General features: G+C 53.2%; 18 protein-coding genes. 7 read left to right on the top strand and 11 right to left on the bottom strand.

Annotation, left to right across the window (positions count from 1 at the left end):
- Nucleotides 1-456: 456 nt before the first annotated feature.
- Together UNDYM_RS23505 and UNDYM_RS23500 are read right to left on the bottom strand one after the other, a co-directional pair.
- A complete protein-coding gene (locus tag UNDYM_RS23505; RefSeq protein WP_162043285.1) occupies nt 457-1,797 on the bottom strand; it encodes a HAMP domain-containing sensor histidine kinase in 1,341 nt (446 codons plus the stop codon).
- Complete coding sequence (locus tag UNDYM_RS23500; RefSeq protein ID WP_162043284.1) at nt 1,797-2,543, bottom strand: response regulator; 747 nt, start codon at nt 2,541-2,543, stop codon at nt 1,797-1,799. Before UNDYM_RS23500 ends, UNDYM_RS23505 begins: the two co-directional genes overlap by 1 nt.
- 218 nt (nt 2,544-2,761) lie before the next feature.
- On the opposite strand from UNDYM_RS23500, the gene UNDYM_RS23495 reads away from it, so the two are divergent.
- Nucleotides 2,762-3,292, top strand: coding sequence for a DUF2147 domain-containing protein (locus tag UNDYM_RS23495; protein ID WP_162043283.1), 531 nt, complete (start codon nt 2,762-2,764; stop codon nt 3,290-3,292).
- A gap of 54 nt (nt 3,293-3,346) precedes the next feature.
- Here the strand turns inward: UNDYM_RS23495 and phhA are convergent, their stop codons facing one another.
- Both phhA and hppD read right to left on the bottom strand, forming a co-directional pair.
- The gene (gene phhA, locus UNDYM_RS23490; protein WP_162043282.1) at nt 3,347-4,252 is read right to left on the bottom strand and encodes a phenylalanine 4-monooxygenase; all 906 of its coding nucleotides are present in this window, start codon (nt 4,250-4,252) and stop codon (nt 3,347-3,349) included.
- Nucleotides 4,253-4,327: 75 nt separating this feature from the next.
- Complete coding sequence (gene hppD / locus UNDYM_RS23485; RefSeq protein ID WP_162043281.1) at nt 4,328-5,440, bottom strand: 4-hydroxyphenylpyruvate dioxygenase; 1,113 nt, start codon at nt 5,438-5,440, stop codon at nt 4,328-4,330.
- 178 nt (nt 5,441-5,618) lie between these two features.
- Here hppD and UNDYM_RS23480 point away from each other — a divergent pair, with 178 nt between their 5' ends.
- A complete protein-coding gene (locus UNDYM_RS23480) occupies nt 5,619-6,122 on the top strand; it encodes an Lrp/AsnC family transcriptional regulator (protein ID WP_110256008.1) in 504 nt (167 codons plus the stop codon).
- A gap of 617 nt (nt 6,123-6,739) precedes the next feature.
- Here the strand turns inward: UNDYM_RS23480 and UNDYM_RS23475 are convergent.
- The 4 genes from UNDYM_RS23475 to UNDYM_RS23460 form a co-directional block, all read right to left on the bottom strand.
- A complete protein-coding gene (locus UNDYM_RS23475; protein ID WP_370529371.1) occupies nt 6,740-7,426 on the bottom strand; it encodes an N-acetyltransferase family protein in 687 nt (228 codons plus the stop codon).
- 163 nt (nt 7,427-7,589) lie between these two features.
- Nucleotides 7,590-8,714, bottom strand: coding sequence for a multifunctional CCA tRNA nucleotidyl transferase/2'3'-cyclic phosphodiesterase/2'nucleotidase/phosphatase (gene cca / locus UNDYM_RS23470; RefSeq protein ID WP_162043280.1), 1,125 nt, complete (start codon nt 8,712-8,714; stop codon nt 7,590-7,592).
- Nucleotides 8,715-8,749: 35 nt separating this feature from the next.
- Nucleotides 8,750-9,463 (bottom strand): glutathione S-transferase family protein, encoded by a 714-nt coding sequence (locus tag UNDYM_RS23465; RefSeq protein WP_162043279.1) that lies wholly within the window; start codon nt 9,461-9,463, stop codon nt 8,750-8,752.
- A gap of 18 nt (nt 9,464-9,481) precedes the next feature.
- On the bottom strand, nt 9,482-11,440 hold the full coding sequence (locus tag UNDYM_RS23460) for a lytic transglycosylase domain-containing protein (protein WP_162043278.1): 1,959 nt from the start codon (nt 11,438-11,440) through the stop codon (nt 9,482-9,484).
- 33 nt (nt 11,441-11,473) lie between these two features.
- Between UNDYM_RS23460 and UNDYM_RS23455 the strand changes: the two genes are divergently transcribed.
- Nucleotides 11,474-12,052, top strand: coding sequence for a 5-formyltetrahydrofolate cyclo-ligase (locus UNDYM_RS23455; RefSeq protein WP_162043277.1), 579 nt, complete (start codon nt 11,474-11,476; stop codon nt 12,050-12,052).
- Between the two features lie 62 nt (nt 12,053-12,114).
- On the opposite strand, the gene UNDYM_RS23450 is transcribed toward UNDYM_RS23455, so the two are convergent.
- The 3 genes from UNDYM_RS23450 to UNDYM_RS23440 all read right to left on the bottom strand — a co-directional run bounded on the left by UNDYM_RS23450 (nt 12,115) and on the right by UNDYM_RS23440 (nt 17,545).
- Nucleotides 12,115-14,889 carry a tetratricopeptide repeat protein gene (locus UNDYM_RS23450; protein WP_162043276.1) on the bottom strand — a complete coding sequence of 925 codons (2,775 nt, stop codon included), beginning with the start codon at nt 14,887-14,889 and terminating at the stop codon, nt 12,115-12,117.
- Nucleotides 14,890-14,991: 102 nt separating this feature from the next.
- On the bottom strand, nt 14,992-16,113 hold the full coding sequence (locus UNDYM_RS23445) for a TatD family hydrolase (protein ID WP_232063576.1): 1,122 nt from the start codon (nt 16,111-16,113) through the stop codon (nt 14,992-14,994).
- Between the two features lie 37 nt (nt 16,114-16,150).
- The gene (locus tag UNDYM_RS23440) at nt 16,151-17,545 is read right to left on the bottom strand and encodes a nucleotide pyrophosphatase/phosphodiesterase family protein (RefSeq protein ID WP_162043275.1); all 1,395 of its coding nucleotides are present in this window, start codon (nt 17,543-17,545) and stop codon (nt 16,151-16,153) included.
- Between the two features lie 416 nt (nt 17,546-17,961).
- Between UNDYM_RS23440 and UNDYM_RS23435 the strand changes: the two genes are divergently transcribed.
- From UNDYM_RS23435 to UNDYM_RS23420, 4 genes are all read left to right on the top strand, one after another.
- Nucleotides 17,962-20,640 (top strand): ferritin-like protein, encoded by a 2,679-nt coding sequence (locus UNDYM_RS23435; RefSeq protein WP_162043274.1) that lies wholly within the window; start codon nt 17,962-17,964, stop codon nt 20,638-20,640.
- A gap of 161 nt (nt 20,641-20,801) precedes the next feature.
- The gene (locus tag UNDYM_RS23430; protein ID WP_197740949.1) at nt 20,802-22,097 is read left to right on the top strand and encodes a 3-dehydroquinate synthase; all 1,296 of its coding nucleotides are present in this window, start codon (nt 20,802-20,804) and stop codon (nt 22,095-22,097) included.
- 7 nt (nt 22,098-22,104) lie between these two features.
- Nucleotides 22,105-23,325: a metabolite traffic protein EboE gene (gene eboE, locus UNDYM_RS23425; protein ID WP_162043273.1), complete on the top strand. Its 1,221-nt coding sequence runs from the start codon at nt 22,105-22,107 to the stop codon at nt 23,323-23,325.
- Nucleotides 23,322-24,269 (top strand): UbiA family prenyltransferase, encoded by a 948-nt coding sequence (locus UNDYM_RS23420; protein WP_162043272.1) that lies wholly within the window; start codon nt 23,322-23,324, stop codon nt 24,267-24,269. Before eboE ends, UNDYM_RS23420 begins: the two co-directional genes overlap by 4 nt.
- Nucleotides 24,270-24,289 lie beyond the last annotated feature (20 nt).

Raw genomic sequence — 24,289 nt, 5'->3', positions numbered from 1 at the left:
TAATATAGTTAACGTCATTCCAGCATGCTTTTGGCCGGAGTCCAGCGGCGTTCTTAGTATGCCGTGTCGCTTGTTAGATGCTTACTTTGCCTAAAACAATAGCCCTTCGTAGAAACAAGCCGGGTCTCGGCCCGGCAGCCGAAATTCTTTCTTTGCGTCGCCAAAGAAAGAATTCAAAGAAAGGCGACCCAGGCGTAGCCGCCCCTTCGGGGTTCCCATTTGTGCAGTACAAAAAATGGGAAGATCCGAAACTCGCTACGCTCAGACAGCGGCTCTTCTTGATCCATTTTCTGTACTGCACAAATGGCGGCTACACATGGGAACGGCAAAAGTCAAAAGCAACTGCAAAGTCAAATTCAACAGCAAAGTCAAATTCAACAGCAAAGTCAAATTCAACAGCAAGGTCACCATGACCGCCACTCACATTCTTCACGATCAACTACTCACCGATTAAACCTACCCCACCGCAGTCTGCAAAGGCAATCTGACACTCACCGCCAAGCCGCCACCTTCACGATTGGCAAACTGTATTTGTGCATGTAATTGCAGCGCCAGTTGTGCCACTATCGCCAGTCCAAGACCTGCGCCGCCAGTCTCTCGGTTACGGGAAGATTCTAGCCGCACAAAGGGTTGCATGACGGCTTCCCATTGTTCTTCCGGGATGCCTGGGCCTCTGTCCTGTACCGTGATGATTGCGTGCTGTGTATCGCTACTTAAAATAAGTTCTACTTCACCACCAAACTTCAGGGCATTGTCGATGAGGTTGCCGAGCAGGCGGGACAGGGCCAGGGGGCGGGTTTGCAGAGTCTGGTGGGTATGGCCGTGAAGGCTGACCTGCTGGCCGGTGTCGCAATAGTCCTGTGCCAGGCTGCCAGCCAAAGCGTCGAGATTGATCTTGCTGGTGGCTTCCTGGTCGGCTTGCAGTTGATTTTGCACCTTGGCATAGGCCAGACCCTGTTCCACCAGTTTTTGCATGGCGTGCAGGTCTGCCTGCATTTTGTCCCTATGGGTATCGTCTTCCATGAGTTCGGTACGCAGGCGCAGGCGGGTGATGGGGGTTTGCAGGTCGTGGGTGATGGAGGCCAGGATTTGCATGCGTTCGGCCAGGTAAGTGTCTATACGTTCCTGCATATTCTGGAAGGCAGTCGCTGCACGGAATACTTCCCGTGGCGCGCGGGCAGGGAACTGTGGTCTGGCGCCTGGCTTGACCATCGCATCGGCAGCGTCGGCCAGCATGGCCAGTGGGCGCGTCGCCGTCCTGACGGCCAGCCAGGTTGCCAACATGATGATGGCAAGCTGTACGCAGAGTAGCGAGAACATGTTCCATTGTATGGTGTATGGCGTTGCAGCCAGGCGCACGGCGAGCGGCGCGCCATCGCTCAGGGCCAGATGCAACTGCAGGATTTTTTTATCGTTTTCAGTACGTACGCTGATCCTGATTTTTGCCGGATGCTCCAGATTATTTTTGATAGCCTCTATCGCCTCGTTGGCAATGTCCAGGTCGATGTTGTCCTTGGCATCAGCGGGGGCGGCCTGCAAAGTATATTCATAGTTGTTGCGGGCAAGTTTATCCAACCAGCCCTGACGTTCATTGACTGGCAGCCGGTCAAGAAATGAAATCGCATTGGCGACATCCTTGCCAACTGAGTAAACCATATGATTTTTTCTGACCTGCATTTTGTCCCATTGCGACGAGGCAAACGACAGCGCATAGGCCATCAGCAGCGCGCTGAGCAAGATCAGGCACAGGCGGCCAAACAGGGTGTGCGGCCAGTGCGGGCTTTCTATGATGTGCATCAGACCTCCTCGGGTGCTGTGACCTGAGCACAAAATACATAACCTTCACTGCGCACGGTTTTGATATAGCGTGGCTCGCGCGCATCATCACGCAAATGCTGGCGCAGGCGGCTGACCAGCAAATCTATCGAGCGTTCGAACAGGTCGGCATCACGACCCTGCGTCAGGTTCAGTAACTGGTCACGGTTCAGCACGCGCTGCGGGTGCTCGACAAAGACTTGCAGCAAACGGTATTCGGCCCCGCTGAGTGTGACCATGACACCATCTTTATCGAGCAGATGGCGCGCCAGGGTATCAAGTTGCCAATCACCAAATTGCAGCATCGCAGGTGGTTTTTGTTCGCGCAATTTAGGCGGGAGCATGCGTGTACGGCGCAAGACCGCCTTGATGCGTGCCAGCAATTCCCGTGCGGCGAAAGGCTTGGTCAGATAATCGTCGGCACCCATTTCCAGGCCGACGATGCGGTCAGTTTCTTCAGCGCGTGCCGTCAGAAAAAACAGGGGAATGACTTTGTGCGGGCCGGAGCGTAATTCACGGCACAGGCTCAAACCATCTTCGCCCGGCATCATGATATCTAGCACGATGAGGTCGATGGCACTGCCTTCCAGCAAGGCGCGCATTTGTTTGCCACCCGCAGCCGTACTGACCTTGTTGCCATTCTTGCGCAGGTACAGTGCAGTCAGTTCGCGTATTTCTGCATCATCATCAACGATGAGGATGTGATCCGGGGATTCTGTGTTTTCCATGTGTCGGGCTTTGTGCTCATCTATTCGCTACGCTCATAGGGCTTTATAGCCTAAATCGTGACAGAGGCAAAATCTTTTGTATCCCAGTGTATCTGGGCGCTGTAGAAACATATGTAGATGCAAATATGGCATTTCCTGACATCTGCCAGATACCTTGCGCTTGTCTAATGACATGGCCGTGATGACTTCATCACCTCGACAACTCAAGGAGAACTGACATGAAAAAGCAAATGATCGTTATCAGCACTTTCGCCACTTTATTGATGACTGCCTGGTCTGCGCAGGCGCAGCAGGCTGGTTTGTCTGATTACTACCTGGCACCTGTGGAAGCTGAAATTCAGGCCCAGCATCTTGCCAGTAGCAAGGCTGGCGCAGTCGCCGGTACCTGGCTGACCCAGAGCGGTAGCCTGGAAGTGCAAATCAGCAATTGCGGCGATGCTTTGTGCGGCAAAGTCAGCAAGGTCAATGATACGGCGAATTTGAGCAACATGACTGCGATGGGTAGTGCCGCAACGCCTGCATCCGCAGCACAGGTATTGGGCAAGACCATCATGGAAGGTTTTACACCAGGCAATGCCGACACCTGGTCAGGCAAGATTTTTAACCGCGCCGATGGCCAGACCTATGCTTGCCAGATGCGCATGCTGAGCCCGACTGAGCTGGAAGTCACGGCCTACAAGGACAAGCCAGAAAATGGCCGTACCCAGGTGTGGACCCGGGTATCGAACATCATCACGGCGCAAAAATAAAAATGGGAGCATCGCCTGATGCTCCCATTTCATTTTTTCATTTTCAAGGCAGACTTACGGCAGCAATTCCACTTCACCTGGCAACAGGGTATTGGCTGGCAAGGCATCAAGCTGTTTCAGGCGCTCATAATAAGGTGTGAAATCCGGTGCCGTGCCATCAAACAATTGCTGGAAATTGTCGATGACAAAATAAGTTTCCTGGAAGCTGTCTATCTTGTACAGGGTTTGCAGGCAGCGTTCTATGTCAAGATGGATATGGCGTGAAGGCGTACCTGGTTTCAGGCAGTATTCGACTTCACCGCCTGATGACAGGATGCCCGCGCCATAGATGCGCAAACCCTTGTCCGTCTTGATCAGGCCAAACTCCACTGTGTACCAGTAAAGGCGGGCCAGGAAGTCCAGACCACCGAGTTTCATCGCCTTCAAACCACCCTTGCCATACAGCTGCATATAGTCAGCAAAGACCGGATTGAACAGCAGTGGTACATGGCCGAAATAGTCGTGGAAGACGTCAGGTTCGACAATGTAATTGAACTCTTCAGGCTTGCGCAACCATACCGTGATGGGAAAGCGGCGGTTAGCCAGGTGCTCGAAGAAAGTCAGCTCAGGAATCAACCCGGGCACGGCCACAATGCGCCAGCCAGTAGCGGCAAACAATTCCTCTGAAGTGCGCTCAAATTTTGGTATGCCACTCGAGGCATCCATCTTGTGCAGTGCTTCTATGAACTCGTCGCAGGCGCGGCCAGGCAAGAGTTCCATCTGGCGCTGATAAAGCTTGCGCCAAAGTGCGTGTTCTTCTTCTGTATAGGCAGCCCAGTCTTGTGCTACGACATAATGATCATCGGCTTTTTCATAATTGCCACGCAGGGCTGCACCATTGGATTTTTCGGCAACGGTGGCCAGAAAATCGTCGTTGCTGACGGTCGTGTCAGCAGTAGCGGGAGTAGCGATAGTATCCATATTTTTTCAGTGAAAAAGGCCAGCATCAAGATGATAACCAGCCTCTTTCATATCTCCATTAGCTATTGACAAAAATCACGCAACGGTTTCGTCTTTGATGACGCCACGACGGATCTGATCGAGCTCAATAGATTCAAACAGTGCGCGGAAATTACCTTCGCCAAAACCCTGGTCGCCCTTGCGCTGTATGATTTCAAAGAAGATAGGGCCGATAACTGTCGTCGTGAAAATCTGCAACAGCAATTCACGTGATGTTTCTGTGCTCTTGCCATCAATCAGAATGCGTAGCTTACGCAATTCTTCCAGGTTTTCACCGTGGCCAGGCAGGCGACGGTCTACCAGGTCGTAATAAGTTTCTATAGTGTCCTGAAATACGACGCCATTGGCTTTCATGCCGCCAACTGTGTCATAAATATTGTCCGTGCCCATGGCGATATGCTGCACGCCTTCGCCGTGGTAGAGGTCCAGGTACTCAGCGATCTGGGATTTGTCATCCGAAGATTCATTGATAGGGATACGGATTTTGCCGCAAGGAGAAGTCATGGCTTTCGACTTCAGGCCTGTGTGTTTGCCAGCGATATCGAAGTAACGGATTTCACGGAAGTTGAACAGGGTTTCATAGAAATCTGCCCATTCCTTCATGCGGCCACGGTGTACATTGTGGGTCAGGTGGTCGATATAAGTCAGGCCCTTGCCAACCGGGTTGGAATCCACACCAGGGATAGCTACAAAGTCAGCATCATAGATACTGATATTGCCGATGGCACCTGCTTGCGCGCCATCTTTGCCATGCCAGCGGTCAACAAAATAAATCAGGGAATCGCCTATGCCTTTGATGGCAGGGATGTTGAGTTCCATAGGGCCGGTTTTATTGTCAAAACCCCAGGCACCCAGCTCCAGTGCACGCTTGTAGGCAGCATTGGCATCCTTGACGCGGAAAGCGAATGCGCAAACAGACTGGCCATGTTTGCGGGCAAATTTTTGTGCGAAAGAATCAGGTTCTGCATTGATGATGAAATTCACATCGCCTTGACGGAACAGGGTTACATCCTTGGTGCGATGCTTGGCTATCGCGGTAAAACCCATGGTGACGAATAATTCGCCGAGTGCTTTTGGATCGGGTGCTGCGTACTCGATAAACTCAAAGCCATCGGTACCCATAGGGTTTTCCCAAGTTTGGAAAGTCATGCCTGTCTCCTCAGTGTGATCATCAGTGTTTGCTATATCCACCGCTTTTACGGCTGGTTTTGATATAGCTCAAGTTCTCAGTATAGTCTGCGAAACGCGCCATATAATTGCAAAATAACCCAATACTTGATTGATCTGAGCAATAATATTGCTTAATTTATTTGATGTGAGGCAGATTATGCTTGAAGTTGAATTGGATAAGATAGACCGCAAGATCCTGGCGATTTTGCAGGCCGATGGCAGGCTGACCAATCAGGAAGTGGCCGAACGCGTCAATCTCTCGCCCTCGCCCTGCCTGCGCCGCATCAAGCGCCTCGAAGACAGCGGTGTCATCCGCAAATATGTAGCCTTGCTGGAACCCGCCAAGATAGGCCTGGGTCTGCTCGCCTATGTCAATGTGCGTCTTGAGAAACATAGTGATGCCCCCGGCAAGGGTGCTTCACGCTCACCGCGCGATGACTTCTCGGCCTCAGTAGGACAGTGGCCAGAAGTGGTGGCCTGTTATGCGATGACCGGGGAAATGGACTATCTCTTGCGTGTGCATGTGGAAGACATGAACCACTTTTCGCGTTTCATGATGGAGACGCTGTTACGTCATCCTGCTGTGCTGGATGTAAAGTCCAGCTTTGCTTTGCAGCAGATTAAGGATACGACGGCATTGCCGGTGGTGGTTGGGGTATAAGGGCTAGGTGTTTGGATGAGTGTGATTGCAGCGACATCCTTAATATAGTTAGCCTTCAAATCGTCGCTGCTTAGCAGGCAGTAGGCTACCGGGCTGGCGCTCCAGCGGCGTTCGTTGCATTGCCGTACTTTGATTAAAGCGATTGCCCTTCGTGGATACAAGCCGGGTCTCGGCCCGGCAGCCGAAATTCTTTCTTTGCGTCGCTAAAGAAAGAATTCAAAGAAAGGCGACCCAGGCGTCGTCGCCCCCTGAAGGGGGTTCCCGTTTGTGCAGTACAAAAAATGGGAAGGCCCGAAACTCGCTACCCTTGCAGGGCGCACAATCGCTTGCAAGCGATTGCCGTTACGCAGGCGTGGTACATGCACCACGAAATCCCTGCTTCACCTCAAACAGCGGTCCTTCTTTTTCCATTTTCTGTACAGCACAAACGGCGCCGGCACATGGGAACGGCAAAAGTCAAAAGCAACGTCAATGCGACTTGCACTCAGATTTTTTTGATATTAGTTACTCGACAATTGATGCACAGAGAAATCAAATTTTGCTTTTCTCCTGAATTTCTCTGTGACTCTGTGTCTCTGTGTTGAGAGGTCTTACGTTCTGCAACCCAGTTTGAAAGCTTACTTCGATTTATCCCGTATCCCCGGCAAATGCCTCAGCCATTTTGCCGCAGCACGGGTATTCGCCTTGATGCTGTAATCTATCGCAGCGACCTGTTCCTGCATGGCTTCTCTGAGCATGCTGGCTGCGTCGGCTGGCATGAGCTTGAGGTAGGCGTCGGCTTCGCCATAGGCGCGGTGGATTTCCATGCCCGCCTTCTTGGCGATGTGTATCATGGTCTGGTTCGACGACAGGCAATGCATGTACAGGGTATCAACGTCGTCATTGCGGCAGTGAATGGCACCGCGTTCAAACAGCTTGGAGCCTATGCCCTTGCCGCGTGCATTACCTGAGACGGAGACGCCAAATTCTGCGACCTTGTCCTTGTTGCTGTGCTCATCGTCTTCACTGCGGGGAGCATAGGCGAGATGGCCAACTCCCACTATATTGAAGCTGTGACTGATGACGCCAAATACCTTGTCGCGGGAAAAGTCTATGCCTTCAACATATTTTTCTACCATCGCATCGGGCAGGTAAGTACCAAAGCGTAGCAGACGGTCACTTTCTTCAAGGCCAAGAAAGTGTTTCATGATGCGGTGCCGGTCTTTTTCTGACAATTCCTTGACAAAAATAGTGGGCTTGGAGGGCTTGTTGGAGGAGTCGAGCAAGTGTTTGGGATCTTCAGGAAACATATCAGACGCATTCATATCAGCTCCTTATGGGTAGCTTTTGTGCACTGCACAATGCATTGTAGATGATCTGCCCTGATTATTCCAGAAAAGCCCGGTTTTTGAGAATAAACCTTCTATTCCGTTAAGTGGAGCCGGAATGAAACCTGATTGAAACCGGAACCTGACCTGGCTTTTCATGCTATTTATGCATGGCTTCCAGCACCGCTATCCTGGCCGCCCGTATAGCGACAGGAATTTGCGCCGGGTTATTGGTATGCAAACTGGCAATCTCGCCGCCATTGACTTGTTGTACTGCCTCCAGCGACTTGCTCAGGCTGGCTAGTGGTGCATATGGTTGTTCCGGCCGGGCATACAGGCAGGCTGCTGCATGCAATAGTTCGAGGAAGCGCTGGGGTTTGCGGTAGGCATCGCAGCGTCCGAATAAATCGACGGTATCTGCCGCAGACAGGCCAGCTGCATCCTTGATGCATAAATGTTCACGTGCCAGCATGATGGCGAGGTCACGGCATTCTGTCGGGACTTTGAGGCGCTGGCAGATGCCATCAATGAGCTTGCCTGGCAAATCATGCAAGAGCACGGCATAGCGCAGATGCAGGGCCAAATTTGCCTGGGCACTGGCATCCAGCAAATGCATGAGGTGCTGCATTTGCGCATCTGGCAAGGCATCAATTTCTGGCAACAAACGCTGCAGTGCGCCGCAACTGCGCAAGACGTCGAACATGCGTGAAGGACGGGCTTCCATCAGGCCACGTGAAATTTCCTGCCATACCCGTTCTGCCACCAGCGCATCGACCTCACCAGCAGCGACCATGCTTTGCATCAATGCTGTGGTTTCTTCTGCGACGCTGAAATCCTGGGGCGGTATGGCAAAGCGGGCAGCAAAGCGGGCCAGGCGAAGTATGCGTACCGGGTCTTCGCAAAAAGCCATCGATACATGGCGGAATACGCGGTTCTTGATATCTTGCAAGCCGCCATAAGGGTCGATGATATTGCCTTCATCATCCTGCGCCATCGCATTGATGCTGAGGTCGCGGCGTATCAGGTCTTGTTCCAGCGTGACTTCTGCATCGGTATGAAATACAAAGCCCTTGTAACCTGCAGCCGTTTTGCGCTCCGTACGGGCCAGTGCATATTCTTCATGGGTTTTGGGATGCAGGAATACCGGAAAGTCCTTGCCTACCGGCAGGTAACCCTGGGCCAGCATGTCTTCAGGAGTGGCACCTACGACGACAAAATCACGGTCTTGCACCGGGAAGCCGAGCAGGGCATCGCGCACGGCGCCGCCTACAATGTATGTTTTCATCTATGTCTTCACCGATGTCTTCATGCAGCTACGGCTTAATCGCCATGGCGATTGTCATGGCCAGGCATGTTTTCGGTTTCCATCAAGGCTTCCCTGACCCACAGGGCAACCGCCGGATGGGCGATGACGCGATCGGCATAGGCTTGCAGGGCAGGGGCCAGCGACACGCCATAGGTGCGGAAGCGCATGACGACCGGTGCATAATAGGCGTCAGCAATAGAGAATGCGCCGAACAGAAATTCATGCGCACCGTACAGAGCCAGGCAATCTTCCCAGATTTCGCAGATGCGGCCTATGTCAGCTTGCGAACCTATGGTACGGCCCTTGCCAAACAGGTCGGCACGGATATTCATGGGCATGTCAAAGCGCAGCGAAGAAAAACCGGAATGCATTTCGGCGCAGATGCTGCGGGCGGTCGCTCTTGCTGCGACATCTTCCGGCCATAGATTAAGTATGGAGAATTGCTCGGCCAGGTATTCGCAAATTGCCAGAGAATCCCAGATCGTGATCTCACCTGCCAGCAAGACTGGCACACGGCCAGCGGCTGAATATTCGGCGATGCGGTTGGTGGTATCAGGCTGGTTCAGTATGACGCGTATTTCTTCAAACGGAATGCCAAAGGCCTTCATCAACACCCAGGGACGCATGGACCAGGAGGAATAATTTTTATTGCCTATCACCAGTCGCAAACCGGCACGGTGCTGGTCCAGCAAGGCGGCCAGGGCGGGTTGCATTTCTGTATCTTGCATGATGTTTACACTTGAAAATTAAGGAAGATCAGGGTCGCCAGCAGTCATGCCCTTAGGCACGACGACGCCCAGGCGTGTCTTCAGTGATTGCGGTTTTTTCTCGAACAGGGCGGCATAGTAAGTTGCATTCGACAAGACATTCTTGACATAGCCACGGGTTTCATTAAACGGTATGGTCTCGGCAAAGATCGCCCCTTCCACCGGGCGGGTCAGCTTGGAGCGCCAGGCACGCGGGCGGCCAGGGCCAGCGTTATAGGCGGCCGATGCCAGCGCTTGCGAACCACCGAGATCAGTCAGGACCATGTTCAGGTAATTTGTGCCGAGGGCGATATTGGTTTCCACATCATTGACCTGGGCAGGTACAAAATTGCCGAGGCCAATTTTCTTGGCAACGTAGCGAGCAGTTGCTGGCATCAGTTGCATGAGGCCAGAGGCACCCACATGTGACTTGGCATTCATGATGAAACGTGATTCCTGGCGTATCAAGCCATACACCCAGGCCATATCCATGCCCAGTGCCTGGGTAGTCTTGTACATGCTGTCATTGAACGGCGTTGGGTAGCGCTGGCTGAAATCCAACTCTCCCTTAGTGCGGTCCGAAGTATTCACCATGCGGTCTAGCAAATTGTTTTGTCTTGCCAGTTCAGCCGCCGCCAGATGCTGGCGTTCGTTCATCTTGCGCAATTCCCAATTCCATTCACGCGTGCCTTCAAAGCGCAAATTCATGGCATAGAACCTTAACGCCCTTTGCAGGTTGGGATTTTTTTCCATCGGTGCCAGTTCTTCTGGTGTTACAGGCTTGACGGTGGCGGGCAAACCGATTTTCTGCCCCTGCTCTTCGAGCGCAAGCTGGCCGTAGAAATGCAATTGATCAGCGATGCTGGCAAACTGTTGGCGTGCTTCTTCATTTTTGCCTTCTGCCTTCAGGGCGCGGCCATACCAATAGACCCAGGTTGGTTCACTCTTGAGGCTGGCAGGCATGGCCGTGATGCTGGATTTCACCAGCTTCCAATCGCCTTCGCGCAGGGCGGTACGGGTGCGCCATTGATAGGCTTCCAGCGTCAGCGGGGCGTTATCGCTTTTTTGCCAATAGCCTAATGCTTCCGGTTCCAGTTTTTGCGCGGCCTGCATGGCGATCTGCGCCCAGCCCAGGGCTTTTTCATTGTCAGTAAACAGGCTTGCATGACGGCTCAGGGTAGCAGCAGCCTGCTCGTGATCCGTTTTTGCCAGGCGTCCCAGGGCGATCAGGTAAAGCTCATGGGCAGCATGTCCGGCGTCTGGCGCTTTTTTCAAGAGGCCGGCAGGTTTGTCCATGACTTCTGCGACTTGTTTTTCTGGCAGATTCAGTAACTTGCCTATGCGTTGCGCCAGGGGCAGGGCACCGTTTTCTGCCGCCATGCGCATTTGCGCCCATAAATCATACTGGTTGAATTGCCCGTTAGCAGACAGATAAGTCACCAGCGCATAACAGCCTTCGCCATAGTCGCGCGGGCTGTTCAGCAAACTGCGTGCTTCTGCAGCCACTTTTTGCTGTTTGTTTGCCTTCGATAACAGGGAATAGCAGCGCAACTGATTATCATCGGCAACTACAAATTGCGGATATTGCTGATCAAACAAGTCCCATTCGCCACGTCTGCCGAGTAATGTCAGCCAGTCATTGCGCAGGCGATCGGCGATGGCGCTGCCTTCATACTTGCTAATAAATTCACGAAACTCGCTATTGCTGGTTTTCACCAGACGCGAGCGTATGCGGTAATAATCGATATAGGAAGGAATGTCATAATTCTTCAGCGTTGCCGCATATTGCTCGGCACTGGCTGCATCATCATGGAAGGCCGCATCGCGCAGGGCCATGAAACGGTCATCATCATTGACAATCAGGCTCTTCTTCGCTGGTGCGGCATAGGCAAAGGGGCTGGTTGCGAAACCTGCTAAGATCATCAGGCCAAGACTAGCTAAACTTTTTTTCACAGACATCTTTTGACAGTTTGAGATTACATTTCTGACAGTATGACACAGCCCAAGAATAGCGCACACAAACTCAGCATTGAAACAGCGCAAAGTCGCCCCGAATTGCGCAAGCTCTTGCGTAAAAAACGCCAGGAGATCACGGCAGAACAAAAGCAGGTGCTGGATGCAGAGATAGGAAGACAATTACTTGCATGGTGTCTGCAAAACCAGCCAGCCAGTCTGGGCGTGTATTGGCCGATACAGGCTGAACCGGATTTACGTACTTACTACCGGGAATTACAGGGCGACGGCTTGCGCCTGGCCTTGCCATTGGTAACGGGCAAGGACATGGCTTTGAGTTTTCTTGACTGGCAGGCTGGAGATGTCATGGCGGTCGATAGCTATGGTATCGCCATTCCTGCCCATGGCAGGCTGGTCAGCCAGCCGCCGGTCTTGATCATCCCCTGCCTGGGCTGGAATGCAGCAGGCTATCGCCTGGGTTATGGCGGTGGCTTTTATGACCGTACCCTGGCCGCCAGCCCGCGTCCTGTGGCGATAGGGATTGCCTATGCCTGCACTGAGGCTGAATTTGCCTCAGAGCCACATGATATTGCGATGGACTTCATCATCAAGGCTTAGGCCCCGTATTCAATTTTATTTTAAGTTCGATTTCCAGTTCTATTTTCGGTTTTATCTTAGTTTTATTTCTCACACCAGGTTTGCCACATGGAACGGTAAGCTGCTTCCACCTTGCGGCAAAAGCCGGTTTCATCCATGAGCTTGCTATTTTGCATCTGGCTGCGTTGGCTCATGCGCAGGGTGTTCAGGTAATCCGGGTTCGATGCCAGGCTGACGACTTTTTCTACATATTCATCTTCTGTACGGGCTATCCATTCTGGCCGCCCCATGCCTTCCAGTATGCTGGCGCCTATGCCGCCCACCCCGGGCCTGCCTTGCATGGTCACAAAGGGCACACCCATATACAGGGTTTCAAAAAGGGTCGTGCCAGAATTATGCGGAAAGCAATCCAGGCCTATATCCATGCCCCTGAGTACATCCCATGGCGGGCTATGCACACCAATTTGCAGGCGGCTTCTGTCTATGCCCAGGGCAACAAATTTATCTTCCATGGCCTTGCGCGTGGCCGCATCACTGAAGTTACTGCTGTCTATCACCAGTCTGGCGTTTTCCAGGCGCTGCAATATTTTTGCCCAGGTGCGTATGACTTTATGGTTGATGCGTACTGCGCGGCTTAAGGTGCCCAGCGTGATATAGCCATTCTTGAGGGCTGGCAGGCTGGAGACTGCGCCCATACCTTCCTTGGGTCTGTAGGCAAATACCGGGCTTTCAACGCGCCAGATTTTTTCGGCAAACAGCGCCTCTGTCCGGTAAGGGGCGGTGGATGAATCTGCCAGAAAATAATCGATGGCCTGCAAGCCAGTCGTGTAACCAAAGCCCAGCCAGGAAAGAGATACCGGCGCAGGCTTACGGGCAAATACGCGCAGGCGGTTATTGCTGGTATGTCCGGCCAGGTCTATCAGGATATCGATGCCATCTGCACGGATCCGGTCTGCCAGTGCGTCATCATTTAAATGTGTCGTAGGTATCCAATGATGGGCGTAGCTGCGATAGCGCTCTGACACTGCATCTTCAGTCAGCAATTCAGAATAGGCATAAACTTCAAACTGGTCTTTGTCATGATGAGCCATCAGCGGTTCAAGGAAATGCTGCACCGGATGACGACGCAAATCTGGTGATACATAGCCTATCTTCAGACGACGGTCTGCGGTCTTGTTATTGGTGTGCGGTCGCTGCAACTGATACAGTGGTGCGCCAAAGCGTTGTTCATATTCACGGTAGGCAGCAAAAATCTCTTCTGCACTCAGGTCTGGATGGTAGTTCAGGGCAAACAGCAGATTGCCATAGGCTTCAGAAAAATTCGGGCGGTATTCCAGAGCGCTGCGATAGGCATTTACTGCCTCGGGGATCATGCCTTGGTCATCAAACAGGGCACCCAGGCTATTGTAGGCATCGGCAAAATCCGGCTTGAGTTTGATGGCCTGCTCAAAGCACTGGTGAGCTGCTGTCTGACGGCTGAAGTGCATATGCAGCTTGCCATAATCGTGCAGGGCGTTGAAGGAATTGGGATTGAGTTTCAGTGCCTGTTTGAAACTGGCTTCAGCTTCTGCATAGCGATTCTGCTGGTATAGCAAACTTCCCAGATTGCCGTGATGGTCTGCATTGCCAGGTTCCAGCGACAGTGCCTTGCGATAATTTGCTTCTGCCTGTGCAAATTGTCCAGTGCCGCTGTAAATGTGCGCAAGATTGCTCAAGGCTATGCTGAAGCAGGGATTACATTCCAGGCAGCGCTCGTAACTGGCTTGCGCCTCTTTCAATTTACCTTGCTCTTGCAAGGCCACACCAAGATTGCAGTGTGCTTCGGTAAAGTCGGGCTTGAGTTGTACTGCCTGCTGGTAATGCTGTAAGGCTTCATCAACCAGGCCCTGCTCCTTTAGTACGACTGCCAGATTGTAGTGATGAACTGGCTCTGCCGGGGCCTGATTCAGCATCTGCTTATAAATAGTGGCCGCATCGGCAAAACGCTTTTGTTGCATGTACAGGTTCAGCAAGTTGTCACGCGCATTGGTATTTTCAGGCTGGCGCTGATAGAGATTCTTGAGCAGGGTCTCGGCGTCAGTCTGTCTGCCTTGTTGCTGGTACAGATTGATCAGGAATAAATCTGCATTGAACAATTCAGGTTGTGCAGCAATCGCCTTTTGGAAACAGGATTCTGCCTCAGCCATGCGGCCCTGGCTGGCGAGTATCATGCCGAGGTTGCAATAGGCGTAGTAATGTTGTGGGTCCAGTTTCAGCAGTTCTTCATAATGATGAATAGCCCCGCTAAAATGGTCGCGCTGCTGGAAAAGTATGCCGAGGTTGAAATGCGCATGCGTCATTTGCGGATTGATTTCCAGTGCGCGCAAATAAGCCTGCTCAGCCTCAGGATTTTTTCCCAGCAATGACAGGCTGACGGCAAGATTGAAATGCGCAATCGTATTACCAGGCTCTTGTGCAATGACGTGCTGGTAACACGGTATCGCCTCGGCAGAGCGTGACTGCCCATCCAGGGTCAGGCCCAGATTGGTCCAGGTTTCCAGCGATTCTGGCCTGGCCTTTAACACCAGGCGATACACTGCTTCCGCTTCTGGCAACAGCATTTTTTCATACAACTTGTCAGCCAGGATATCGGCGGGCAGGTTTTCTGCCGGGTCCAGGGCCAGTTTTTGGTAGGCAATGATCAGCGCATTCTGGTCGCCCTCAACCATGGTGACGACTGTTGATGCAGCAGGCGCAGCCTGTTCTGTCGGAGATGTTGGCGCAGGTGCCTGAGCATGTTGCTCAACTGCGGTTTCTACAAATTGTTGTTGGGAAGTTTCTGTTGACTTTGAAAAAGTGTTTTTAAGCCATTTCAACATGGGAGCTGGTCATCTGGTTGGTCTCAAGTTCAGGTATTTTAACCAGTAATCAGTCTTACTGGCGGCAAATCGACTTCAGCAAATGACAAGCTCCCGGCCAACTCAGCGAATAATATCCGGATTCAAGACTTCTTCATCCACACGTGGCGTCTGCCCACGCAGCACGGAATTGCCGCTATACAGGGTACGCTGGTCTATTTTCGCAGGCTGGCACCAGTGGGCTTCCTGCATCTCCTGGTTCAGGCCATAGACAGACAGGGCATTGGCATACACGACCTGGTGGATGACTTCGGCAGAAATACCACGGCTGGCCATCAGGCGGGCTGATTTGGGTACCGCCAGAGGGTCAGACACGCCCCAGTCGCAGGCAGAATTGACGATGATGCGCTCAGGGCCATATTGATTGACGATGTCAGCCAGCCTTTCATTACCCATCTTGGTGGATGGATAGATCGTGAAGGCGCACCAGTAACCGCGATCCAGCACCTCTTGTACGGTTTCTTCGTTGTTATGATCGATGACGCAGCGTGCCGGATCAAAGCCGCATTCCTCCAGCACATCCATGGTGCGGGTGGTACCGCGTTTCTTGTCACGGTGCGGCGTGTGTATCATGATAGGCAGTTCAAATTCTATTGCCATGGCGATCTGCGCACGCAGGGCCTTGTCTTCGAGTTCGGTTTGCTCGTCGTAGCCAATTTCACCGAGCGCGACCACACCCTCCTTGCCGAGATAACGCGGCATGATGTCGAGTACCGCTTCTGCCAGTGCCGGGTTATTTGCCTCTTTGGGATTGAGACCTATCGCGCAATAATGGCGTATGCCAAACTGCCCGGCGCGAAAACGCTCAAAGCCGGTGATGGTAGAAAAATAGTCGATGAAACTGCCGACATTGGTACGCAACTGCCCTAGCCAGAATGCCGGTTCTATGACAGCGACTATGCCCGCCCTGGCCATGGCTTCGTAATCATCGGTAGTGCGGGCGATCATGTGGGCATGTGGGTCTATCATCATGCCATTGCCACCGCTGGGCAATTGACGGAATACTGCCTGGCCCTGTTGCAGTTGTCCGGCCTGGGCCAGCAGGTTTTGCAGCATCTGCGGCGTGATCGTGCCATTGCAGCAGGGGCAGGTTACTGCGCGGTCGGAAAACATTTCATCGACTATCGTACTGTCAGCGACGAAGTTGCCAGGGTACTTATTTTGGGGTGTGCCATTCTCGTTCATTTGCCTGCTCCTGAGTGTGTATCTTTAAACACGATTTTCAAACATGATTTTCAAACATGATTTTCAAGGCGATGTCCTTGATATCTGCCGCGTGGACTTCGTTCACGCCATCAGCCTTTGCCTGGTCCAGTATCAGCAAGGGGCCATCGGCCACATCATCCACCGGCCTGCCGTGCGAACCCTGTACCAGACTGGCATCAAGACCGATGACATTCATGAGACTGCGCATGCCCAGCAGGCGCTTGCCCAGCCGCCATGCGACGGCGAGTTTGGGGAAGCGGATATTTTTATCGACAAATAATTCCGCCGGGTCATAGCCGGGCTTGCGGTGTATCTCTACCGTGCGCGCAAAGTCTGGCGCCAGCGCATCATCCTGCCAGTAGTAGTAGGTGAACCATGAGCGCTTGTCTGCCATGACAACCAGTTCACCGGAGCGCGGGTGATCCAGCCCTATTTCTGCACGCTCGCTACCGGCCCAGATACCTTCCACACCAGCGACACCGGCCAGCAGCCTGCGCACCAGCGCAATCAGTTCCGGCCTGGAGATATATACATGGGCAAACTGGTGGTCAGCCACGGCATAGGCGCTGGAGGCAATCGGGTCCAGCAGTTCTGCGCCATCTTCCTGGCGTACCACCAGATAACCGGCGTCACGCAGTATGCGGTTCAGGTGCACTGGGCGATCGACAGCCGTGATGCCATATTCAGACAGTATCATGACACGACGCCCGGCCTGTTGTGCATGGGCGATCAAGTCTCCTGCCACTTCGTCTATATCACGCAGCGATTGCTGTACCGCCGGGTCTGTCAGGTCTGGCCCATGTCTTTGCAAGTCATAGTCAAGGTGGGGCAGATAGACCATGGTCAGGGTGGGATTCTTTCCAGTGATCGCCAGTTTGGCGGCATCAGCTATCCAGCGGCTGGACTTGATCGTGGTGGCCGGGCCCCAGAACTGGAACAGTGGGAAGGCACCGAGTTTTTGGGTCAGTTCATCGCGCCACTCTGGAGGTGTCGTATAACAGTCTGGCAGCTTGCGGCCATCTGCCTTGTAGATAGGGCGGGGCGTAATGCCATAGTCATGGCTGGAGGCCATGTTGTACCACCAGAACAGGTTTGCGCAAGTGAACCTGGGGTCGCGCGCCTTGCCTGCTTCCCAGATTTTTTCTCCAGTGATGAGCTTGTTCGATTGCCGCCAGAACCAGATTTCTGCCAGATCACGAAATAGCCAGCCATTCCCGACTATGCCATGTTGCTGCGGCGGCAGCCCCGTCATCATGGTGGCTTGCACGGTACAGGTGACGGCCGGCGTCACGGTTTGCAGGGGCAGCAGCCTGCCCTGTTCAACAAAGGCCTTGAGCCTGGGTGTATAGGTTCCTATCAGGCGGGGTGTCAGTCCAACGATATTCAGTATCAACAGGGTTTGGGCTTGCATGGCAAATCTTTGTTCATTGGCTATGTGGCTGGGTCGGCTGGTTTGGTAGGCATGAAACAGGTTTGCGCTGCAAAGCCTGCCCTTGTCTCGCTCCTTGCTGGTCCCTCTTGTTGCCTGATTATTATCTTATCCATGGTTTACTGCAACATGCTTTGTGTAAAAAATGTTTCTTTTTAAATAATTTCGAAATGTCATCATAATTCAACATTTGTTTGCAAATATTCATTGATTATTTTGCATTAATGTTTCAATATTTGTAATTGTGTGCTGCCTGTTCAGGCTGGCACAGCGGTTCTCTGCGAGTAGTAGCGGAACGCCCTCAGTATCACTATCAGGCGTCACCATTATTGCCAGGACAAACCCAGCAAACCCAGGTAAGCCCGTCAATTCACTTGATATCTACCCCAGGAGTCACCATGAGTTATCTAAGCCTTCCCCGTCTGGTTTTTGCCGGGCAGTTTCAAGCTGATGTATCCACGGTCAATAATGACCCTGAACATTTCAATACAGCGCGTTTCCGTTCTAATTACCAGATGCCCGGGCCGGGTGCCAGCAATGGCTGGTGGAACCCGAATGGCACTGGCTCGTGGCGTTTCCGTCAGTGCGTAGTGACCAGCGTGGTGTATAAGGATGGCAGCACTTGCAGCGACCCCAGTCTTGATCCCGTCATCGGCCTGGCAGTGAATGGCACCGACAGCAGGGTGGAGGGCAAGCTGGTTGATCTCGATAGTGAACAGCAGATGGTGTCGCAGATCTGGGGTTTTTCGGTCAATCTTGGCAGCGAGGCTTCCGGCATGGGCTTCCGTAGCCGTTTTGCGGTCGCGCCGTTTGCGGACATCTGGGTCAATTACCCGCCTGGTGAGCCTGATTCATTCTTTTGCGCGTATTACCAGTCAGTGCTCGAACAGATCAGCATCACCGGGGCCGGAACTTCGCGCTTCCTGCAAGAGTTGTTGGCCGAGAATAAAACGCCAGACAATTTCAGTATCAAGTTCAATGTCGACAGTTTTGACGACACCATGTCTTCCCCCAATTTCACCTTTGGCCGCGTGGTCGGCAGCATAGGCTTGCATGATGCGTGTGAGCCCCGGCATTTCGTGCCAGGCCGTCGCTTGTGGGCAGTACCAGGGCAAACAGCCAATGACGCCATCGGGCAAATTGTTGGCAATGTGCTGACCCTGGATCTCGGTAACAGCCTGCCCATCAAGGCACTGGGTGGCCCCAGGGCAGACTCGGGCAGCCTGACGGTAGCCTTGCTGCCAAATGTTGGCCCGCCGCAATTGCTGGCTGAAGTCAATTACCAGGGGCAGCAATGGTATGAAAGCACGGCAGGCATAGTCTCGATTCCGCTGAGCAGTGCGCAACTTGCTGCTGCCAGCAATACCCCGCTGGGCCTGGTCAAAAACGCTACCCAGCCCCTGCTGGCAGAAGCACCGAATGGTCAGTGGGTGAGGGCAGACAATTTTGTTTTCAGGTTTAACCCACCAGAAAATACCAGCGTGCATTTTTATGCAAGCAGCTTCGGGCAGCCATTGGCGAATACCCAGATCAGCCTCGGCTATGATCCGTCTGCGATGCAAGGCCAGGTCACCCAGGGGCCAGTATCGGGCCCGCAACAAGTCGGCACACCTACTGAAGCACTGGCTTTCCAGACCAGCATTACCACTGGCAGCGATGGCCGGGCGGAACTGACACTGAAAGCAACAGACCCTGGTAATCCACGTGGCTATATCGATGGGCAGGTGTATTGCGTGACCTACCAGATAGGAAGTGCGCCACCGCCGCTGGGCAGCGTGGGTAATGGCGCACTGACGCTGAATGCCCTGGTCTTCAGCGGCTACACGATACCTGACAAACCAGACTGGATGTGTGATGTGCGGCCCATTTTCCAGCAATATGCCGACCTCTATCCCATCATGCACAAGATCGTCGATCTGTCGAATTATGCCAGTCTGACGAACAAGATCTATGCACTCAAGAATGTGTTCAAGGCCCCGGTATCCGATCCCAATTACATGCCGGTGACACGCGACCTTTCTACCAAAAAGCGCGAGATGCTGTTGAAGTGGCTGGAAAGCCCGCTCTACATGGAACTCGATTCAGTCCCTGATCTGCACCGCGCCCTGCAACAGGCGATAGAACTTGAGCATGCGACCATACCGCCGTATTTGACTGCGCTCTACAGTATCAAGCCAAATGCCAATATCGAGGTGGCGCAACTGATACGCAGCGTGGTCATGGAAGAGATGTTGCACATGGCACTGGTCTCAAATCTCTTCATCTCCATAGGTGGCCAGCCCTGCTTCAACCGCCCCAAATTCGTCCCTGTCTATCCTGGCTCCTTGCCGGGTGGTTTAAGAGCAGACCTGAATGTACGCCTGCGCAAATGCTCGATAGACCAGTTGCGTGCCTTCATGTCCATAGAGCAACCAGAAAAAACCATAGAGCCGGTGCATTATCGCGCCAAGAGAGGTGATCCTGTTGATACCTCGAAATACACCATAGGCTGGTTCTATGATGAAATCAAACAGGCTTTGACTGAGCTCAGTAATGCCGGGCAGATCAGTTTTGGCAATGCAGAGAAACAGGTCACGGAATGGCATGGCACAGGCAAACTGTTCGCGATCACGTCGCTGGCGGATGCCTGCCGGGCGATCGATGAAATCAAGCGCCAGGGCGAGGGGGCAAATGCACGTCATCCCGGTGATGGCGATGGTGAGTTGTCGCACTATTACAAATATGCCGAGATTGTCAATGGTCATCGCCTTGTAAAGAGCGAACATGGCTTTGCCTATAGCGGCGAAAAAATCCCGTTTGACCCTGATGGTGTCTGGCCTATGATGGATGACCCCAATCTGGCGGTGTATCCCAAAGGCTCACGCGCCCGCATCTTGCAGGAGCAGTTTGCCAATACCTATCAGGCGCTGCTGAATGGCTTGCACATCGCCTTCAATGGCGAACCAGACAAGCTGGGTCAGGCAGTTGGCCTGATGTTCTCGCTCGGTCTGGCAGCACAGCAATTGATGGAGACGCCTTCTGGTTTGAACGATGGCACGACAGCGGGGCCGAGCTTCCAGCTGCCTTTTCCTGACTGAGTGAGCCATCGTGTTTCCTCCAGACAGCGTTGCTGATGTTGCCAATGTTGTCGATGTTGTCTGGAGGGATTGATAAATTTGCAAACAAATGCATATCAGTTTTATAATCAATTACAGCATGATGGTGAACTGGATGTGGATATCCATGAAAAGGACTTATCGTGAAATTGGCTGAACTCAACAGGCTGCCCGATCTGGATGTGACAGCGCCGCCTGCCTTGCGCGGTGCCTGGCAACAGCAACATGTGCGTGTCGATTATTCTTTCCCTGTGGTATCCACCCACGATGCCTTTGATATTGCCAATCCTGATTTTCGTGCGGTTGTGACTTTGCGTGAGCCACAACGCCGCCACCGCCTCGCCATTTTTCTCGATGAAGGCGTGGCCAGAGCCATGCATGGTCTTGCTGAGCAGATACTGACTTATATTAACTTCCACCATGAAGCGATGGAATTAATCGGTGACATCTTCATGATGCCCGGTGGCGAAGCCTGCAAAAATGATCCTGCCCTCGTAGAAACGCTATTGCAGGCATTGTCAGAACGCGCGATAGACCGGCATTCTTATGCAATCGCCATAGGTGGAGGTGCAGTACTGGATGCAGTCGGTTATGCGTCTGCGATTTTCCACCGCGGAGTGCGTCATATACGCTTCCCGACTACGGTGCTGGCGCAGGATGACAGCGGGGTTGGTGTCAAGAATGCCGTCAACTGGCAGGGGCAGAAAAACCTCATAGGCACGTTTGCACCGCCCTGGGCTGTCATCAATGATGCAGCTTTCATCGATATCCTGCCTGCGCGTGAAAAACGGGCAGGGCTGGCAGAAGCCGTCAAGGTTGCCCTGATACGTGATCACGCCTTCTTTCTCATGATGGAAAAGCAGCTGCCCGCGCTGGCTGCATTTGACAGCGCAATCCTGAACAGCGTCATCGCCCGCTCAGCTGGTCTGCACATGCACCAGATCGCGCATGGTGGTGATCCGTTTGAAAGCGGTTCTGCCCGGCCCCTTGATTATGGCCACTGGGTCGCCCACAAACTAGAACGCCTGACCGCACATGCGCTGTCGCATGGCGAGGCGGTGGCGATAGGCCTGGCGCTGGATGCCCGTTATTCCTGCCTCGCAGGTTTATTGCCTGCTGGAGAAGATGCCCGCATCCATCGCTTGTTGACGCAATTAGGTTTTGATCTGTGGCACCCGCAATTACTCGCGCAGAATACACAAGGCGAATTGCTGGTGCTGCAAGGCTTGCGAGAATTCCGTGAACACCTCGGTGGAGAGCTGACCATCACCTTGCTGGCCGCGATAGGCAGCGGTGTAGAAGTACATGAGATGGATGCCGGACTGGTGCGTGCAGCGATAGACTGGCTGCAAAGCTTGCAAACAAGCGCACAGCTAACAATATCACCTGCAATACCAGCCGCAATTTCGGCCTCAACTTCAACCACCACCGCAGGCTGAGACTGATATGTTGATATCCCTGCCACCGCAAAACGTGCACCTGACTTACTGCACGAATATCCATGCGGGTGAAAGCTGGGAAGAAATCAGTGCCAGCCTCAATGAAACTATCCCCGTACTCAGAAAAAAGCTGGAGCTGCTTGAAGGCCAGCCCTTCGGCATAGGTCTGAGGCTGTCGGCGATTGCGGCTGACAGCCTGGCCCAGCCAGCAGTCTTGCAGCAATTCAAGATGCAGCTACAAAAGCTGGGTGCCTATGTATTCACCATCAATGCCTTTCCCTACGGGCCTTTTCACACCGTCAGGGTCAAGGAGCAAGTTTATCTGCCAGACTGGCGTGATGCTGAACGTTTGCGCTACACCAGACAATGCGCCGTGATTTTGAGCCAGCTCCTGCCTGATGATATGGAGGGCAGTATTTCCACCGTCCCAGGTGCCTACAAATCTGAAACACAAACTGCAGATGCACAACAGCAGATTGTTGAGCAGCTCATACAGGCAGTTGCCATGCTGGCCGAAATGGAACAAGCAACTGGAAAATGCATAGCCCTGGCATTGGAGCCAGAGCCCTGCTGTTTTCTGGAGACCATGAGCGAGACCACGGCTTTTTTCTGTGATCAGTTATGGGCCAAGGACAGCATCGGCAAGCTGGCTGCATTGGTTTCATGCACAGAAGCGCAGGCCGAGCGCCTGATGCGCCGTCATCTTGGCGTGTGCTATGACGTCTGCCATGCTGCAGTCGAATTTGAAGACCCCGTCCATGCCATGCAGACCCTGACCGCGCTCGGCATACGCATACCCAAGATACAGTTATCTTGCGCCTTGCGCATTCCTGTCATGCATGCCGATTTGTTGAGCGAATTGCGACGTTTTGATGATGGTGTTTATCTGCATCAGGTTGTGATCCAGAATGAAGATGGGTTGCAGCGTTATACCGACCTGCCTGCCGCGCTGGCAGCTTACCAGGCTGGCCATGCAGACGGTGAATGGCGGGTGCATTGCCATGTGCCTATCTTCTGGGATAGTGAACAGCAGCAAGCTTCAACACTGGGGTCAACCCGCGCAGACTTGCTGGCGACCTTGCGGGCTCTGCGCAAGCAAGGTTTCTCGGGGCATCTGGAAGTCGAGACTTATACCTGGGATGTCTTGCCTGCGCACTTGAAGACTGAATCCAAAGACCACGCCATTGCGCGTGAGTTGAGCTTTATCATGAAAGAACTGCTGACATGAATACTTTAGTCATGAATAACAGCCGCATGGGTATTTATCTGCGGCTGGGCCGGGTATCCAATCTGCCTACCGTATGGACCAATGTGCTGGCGGGTGCCATCGTTGCTGGCAGTATTACTGGTCGCCCCTTGTCACTCATGCATGTGCTGCTGGTCATGCTGGCGATATCGGCTTTTTATTGCGCGGGCATGTATTTGAATGATGCCTTTGACCGTGAAATTGATGCCCGCGAAAGACCGGGGCGACCGATTCCTTCTGGCCAGATCAGCGCGAGGGCCGTGTTTGCCATAGGCTTTATCCTGCAGGTGGCTGGCATTGCCATACTCAGTTATTACGGCACCTGGGCCATTGTTTGTGGCTGCGCACTGGCTGCCACCATCCTGCTGTACAACGTCTGGCATAAGGGCAATCCACTGAGCCCGCTGATCATGGGCCTGTGCCGCGCACTGGTGTATTTTGTTGCGGCTGCCAGTGTCATGATGCTTGAACTCAATGCTACGGGCGAGCCGCCGCGGACCAGCACTGTATTGCTCAATACCACTGTGGTGCTGGCAGCGCTGGCTATCTGGGCGCATGTCGTAGGACTGACCTATGCAGCAAAACAGGAGAGCCTGAATCGTCTTGGCAGCCTGTGGCCTTTGCTGATACTGGCCTTGCCTGTGCTTTTGTATGGCAGCCGCTCGGTCAGTAGTTGGGCCGACGGCGGGCTGGCCTTGCTGATGCTGCTGGCCCTGATCGTTGCAGACGTTATCGCTGTGCGTTTATTGATTACCCGTCATCTGGCAGGTTCGGTACCCAGGGCCGTGGCGCAATTGATTGCGGCAACATCCTTGCTGGATGCACTGGTGATTGCCATCGCCGGTGGCGGCCTTGCCGCCGTGGCATTTTGCCTGGGCGCCTTTATCCTGACCAGGGTCTTGCAACGTGTGATTCCCGGAACCTGATCCATCATTTGAAGGCGGCC

Origin of the sequence: Undibacterium sp. YM2, from assembly GCF_009937975.1 — a bacterium.
GTDB lineage: Bacteria > Pseudomonadota > Gammaproteobacteria > Burkholderiales > Burkholderiaceae_D > Undibacterium.
Note: the sequence above shows the minus strand (reverse complement) of the source record. Positions and strands in the feature narration are given on the sequence as shown.

Bases quoted from the DNA above. Each gene is read 5' to 3' on its own strand.
- UNDYM_RS23450 (WP_162043276.1), bottom strand. From the start codon at position 14,889: ATGTTGAAATGGCTTAAAAACACTTTTTCAAAGTCAACAGAAACTTCC.
- hppD (WP_162043281.1), bottom strand. From the start codon at position 5,440: ATGACTTTCCAAACTTGGGAAAACCCTATGGGTACCGATGGCTTTGAG.
- phhA (WP_162043282.1), bottom strand. From the start codon at position 4,252: ATGGATACTATCGCTACTCCCGCTACTGCTGACACGACCGTCAGCAAC.
- UNDYM_RS23460 (WP_162043278.1), bottom strand. From the start codon at position 11,440: ATGTCTGTGAAAAAAAGTTTAGCTAGTCTTGGCCTGATGATCTTAGCA.
- UNDYM_RS23500 (WP_162043284.1), bottom strand. From the start codon at position 2,543: ATGGAAAACACAGAATCCCCGGATCACATCCTCATCGTTGATGATGAT.
- UNDYM_RS23465 (WP_162043279.1), bottom strand. From the start codon at position 9,463: ATGCAAGATACAGAAATGCAACCCGCCCTGGCCGCCTTGCTGGACCAG.
- UNDYM_RS23480 (WP_110256008.1), top strand. From the start codon at position 5,619: ATGCTTGAAGTTGAATTGGATAAGATAGACCGCAAGATCCTGGCGATT.
- UNDYM_RS23435 (WP_162043274.1), top strand. From the start codon at position 17,962: ATGAGTTATCTAAGCCTTCCCCGTCTGGTTTTTGCCGGGCAGTTTCAA.
- UNDYM_RS23445 (WP_232063576.1), bottom strand. From the start codon at position 16,113: ATGAACGAGAATGGCACACCCCAAAATAAGTACCCTGGCAACTTCGTC.
- cca (WP_162043280.1), bottom strand. From the start codon at position 8,714: ATGAAAACATACATTGTAGGCGGCGCCGTGCGCGATGCCCTGCTCGGC.
- UNDYM_RS23505 (WP_162043285.1), bottom strand. From the start codon at position 1,797: ATGCACATCATAGAAAGCCCGCACTGGCCGCACACCCTGTTTGGCCGC.
- UNDYM_RS23455 (WP_162043277.1), top strand. From the start codon at position 11,474: ATGACACAGCCCAAGAATAGCGCACACAAACTCAGCATTGAAACAGCG.
- UNDYM_RS23475 (WP_370529371.1), bottom strand. From the start codon at position 7,426: ATGAATGCGTCTGATATGTTTCCTGAAGATCCCAAACACTTGCTCGAC.
- eboE (WP_162043273.1), top strand. From the start codon at position 22,105: ATGTTGATATCCCTGCCACCGCAAAACGTGCACCTGACTTACTGCACG.
- UNDYM_RS23495 (WP_162043283.1), top strand. From the start codon at position 2,762: ATGAAAAAGCAAATGATCGTTATCAGCACTTTCGCCACTTTATTGATG.
- UNDYM_RS23440 (WP_162043275.1), bottom strand. From the start codon at position 17,545: ATGCAAGCCCAAACCCTGTTGATACTGAATATCGTTGGACTGACACCC.
- UNDYM_RS23420 (WP_162043272.1), top strand. From the start codon at position 23,322: ATGAATACTTTAGTCATGAATAACAGCCGCATGGGTATTTATCTGCGG.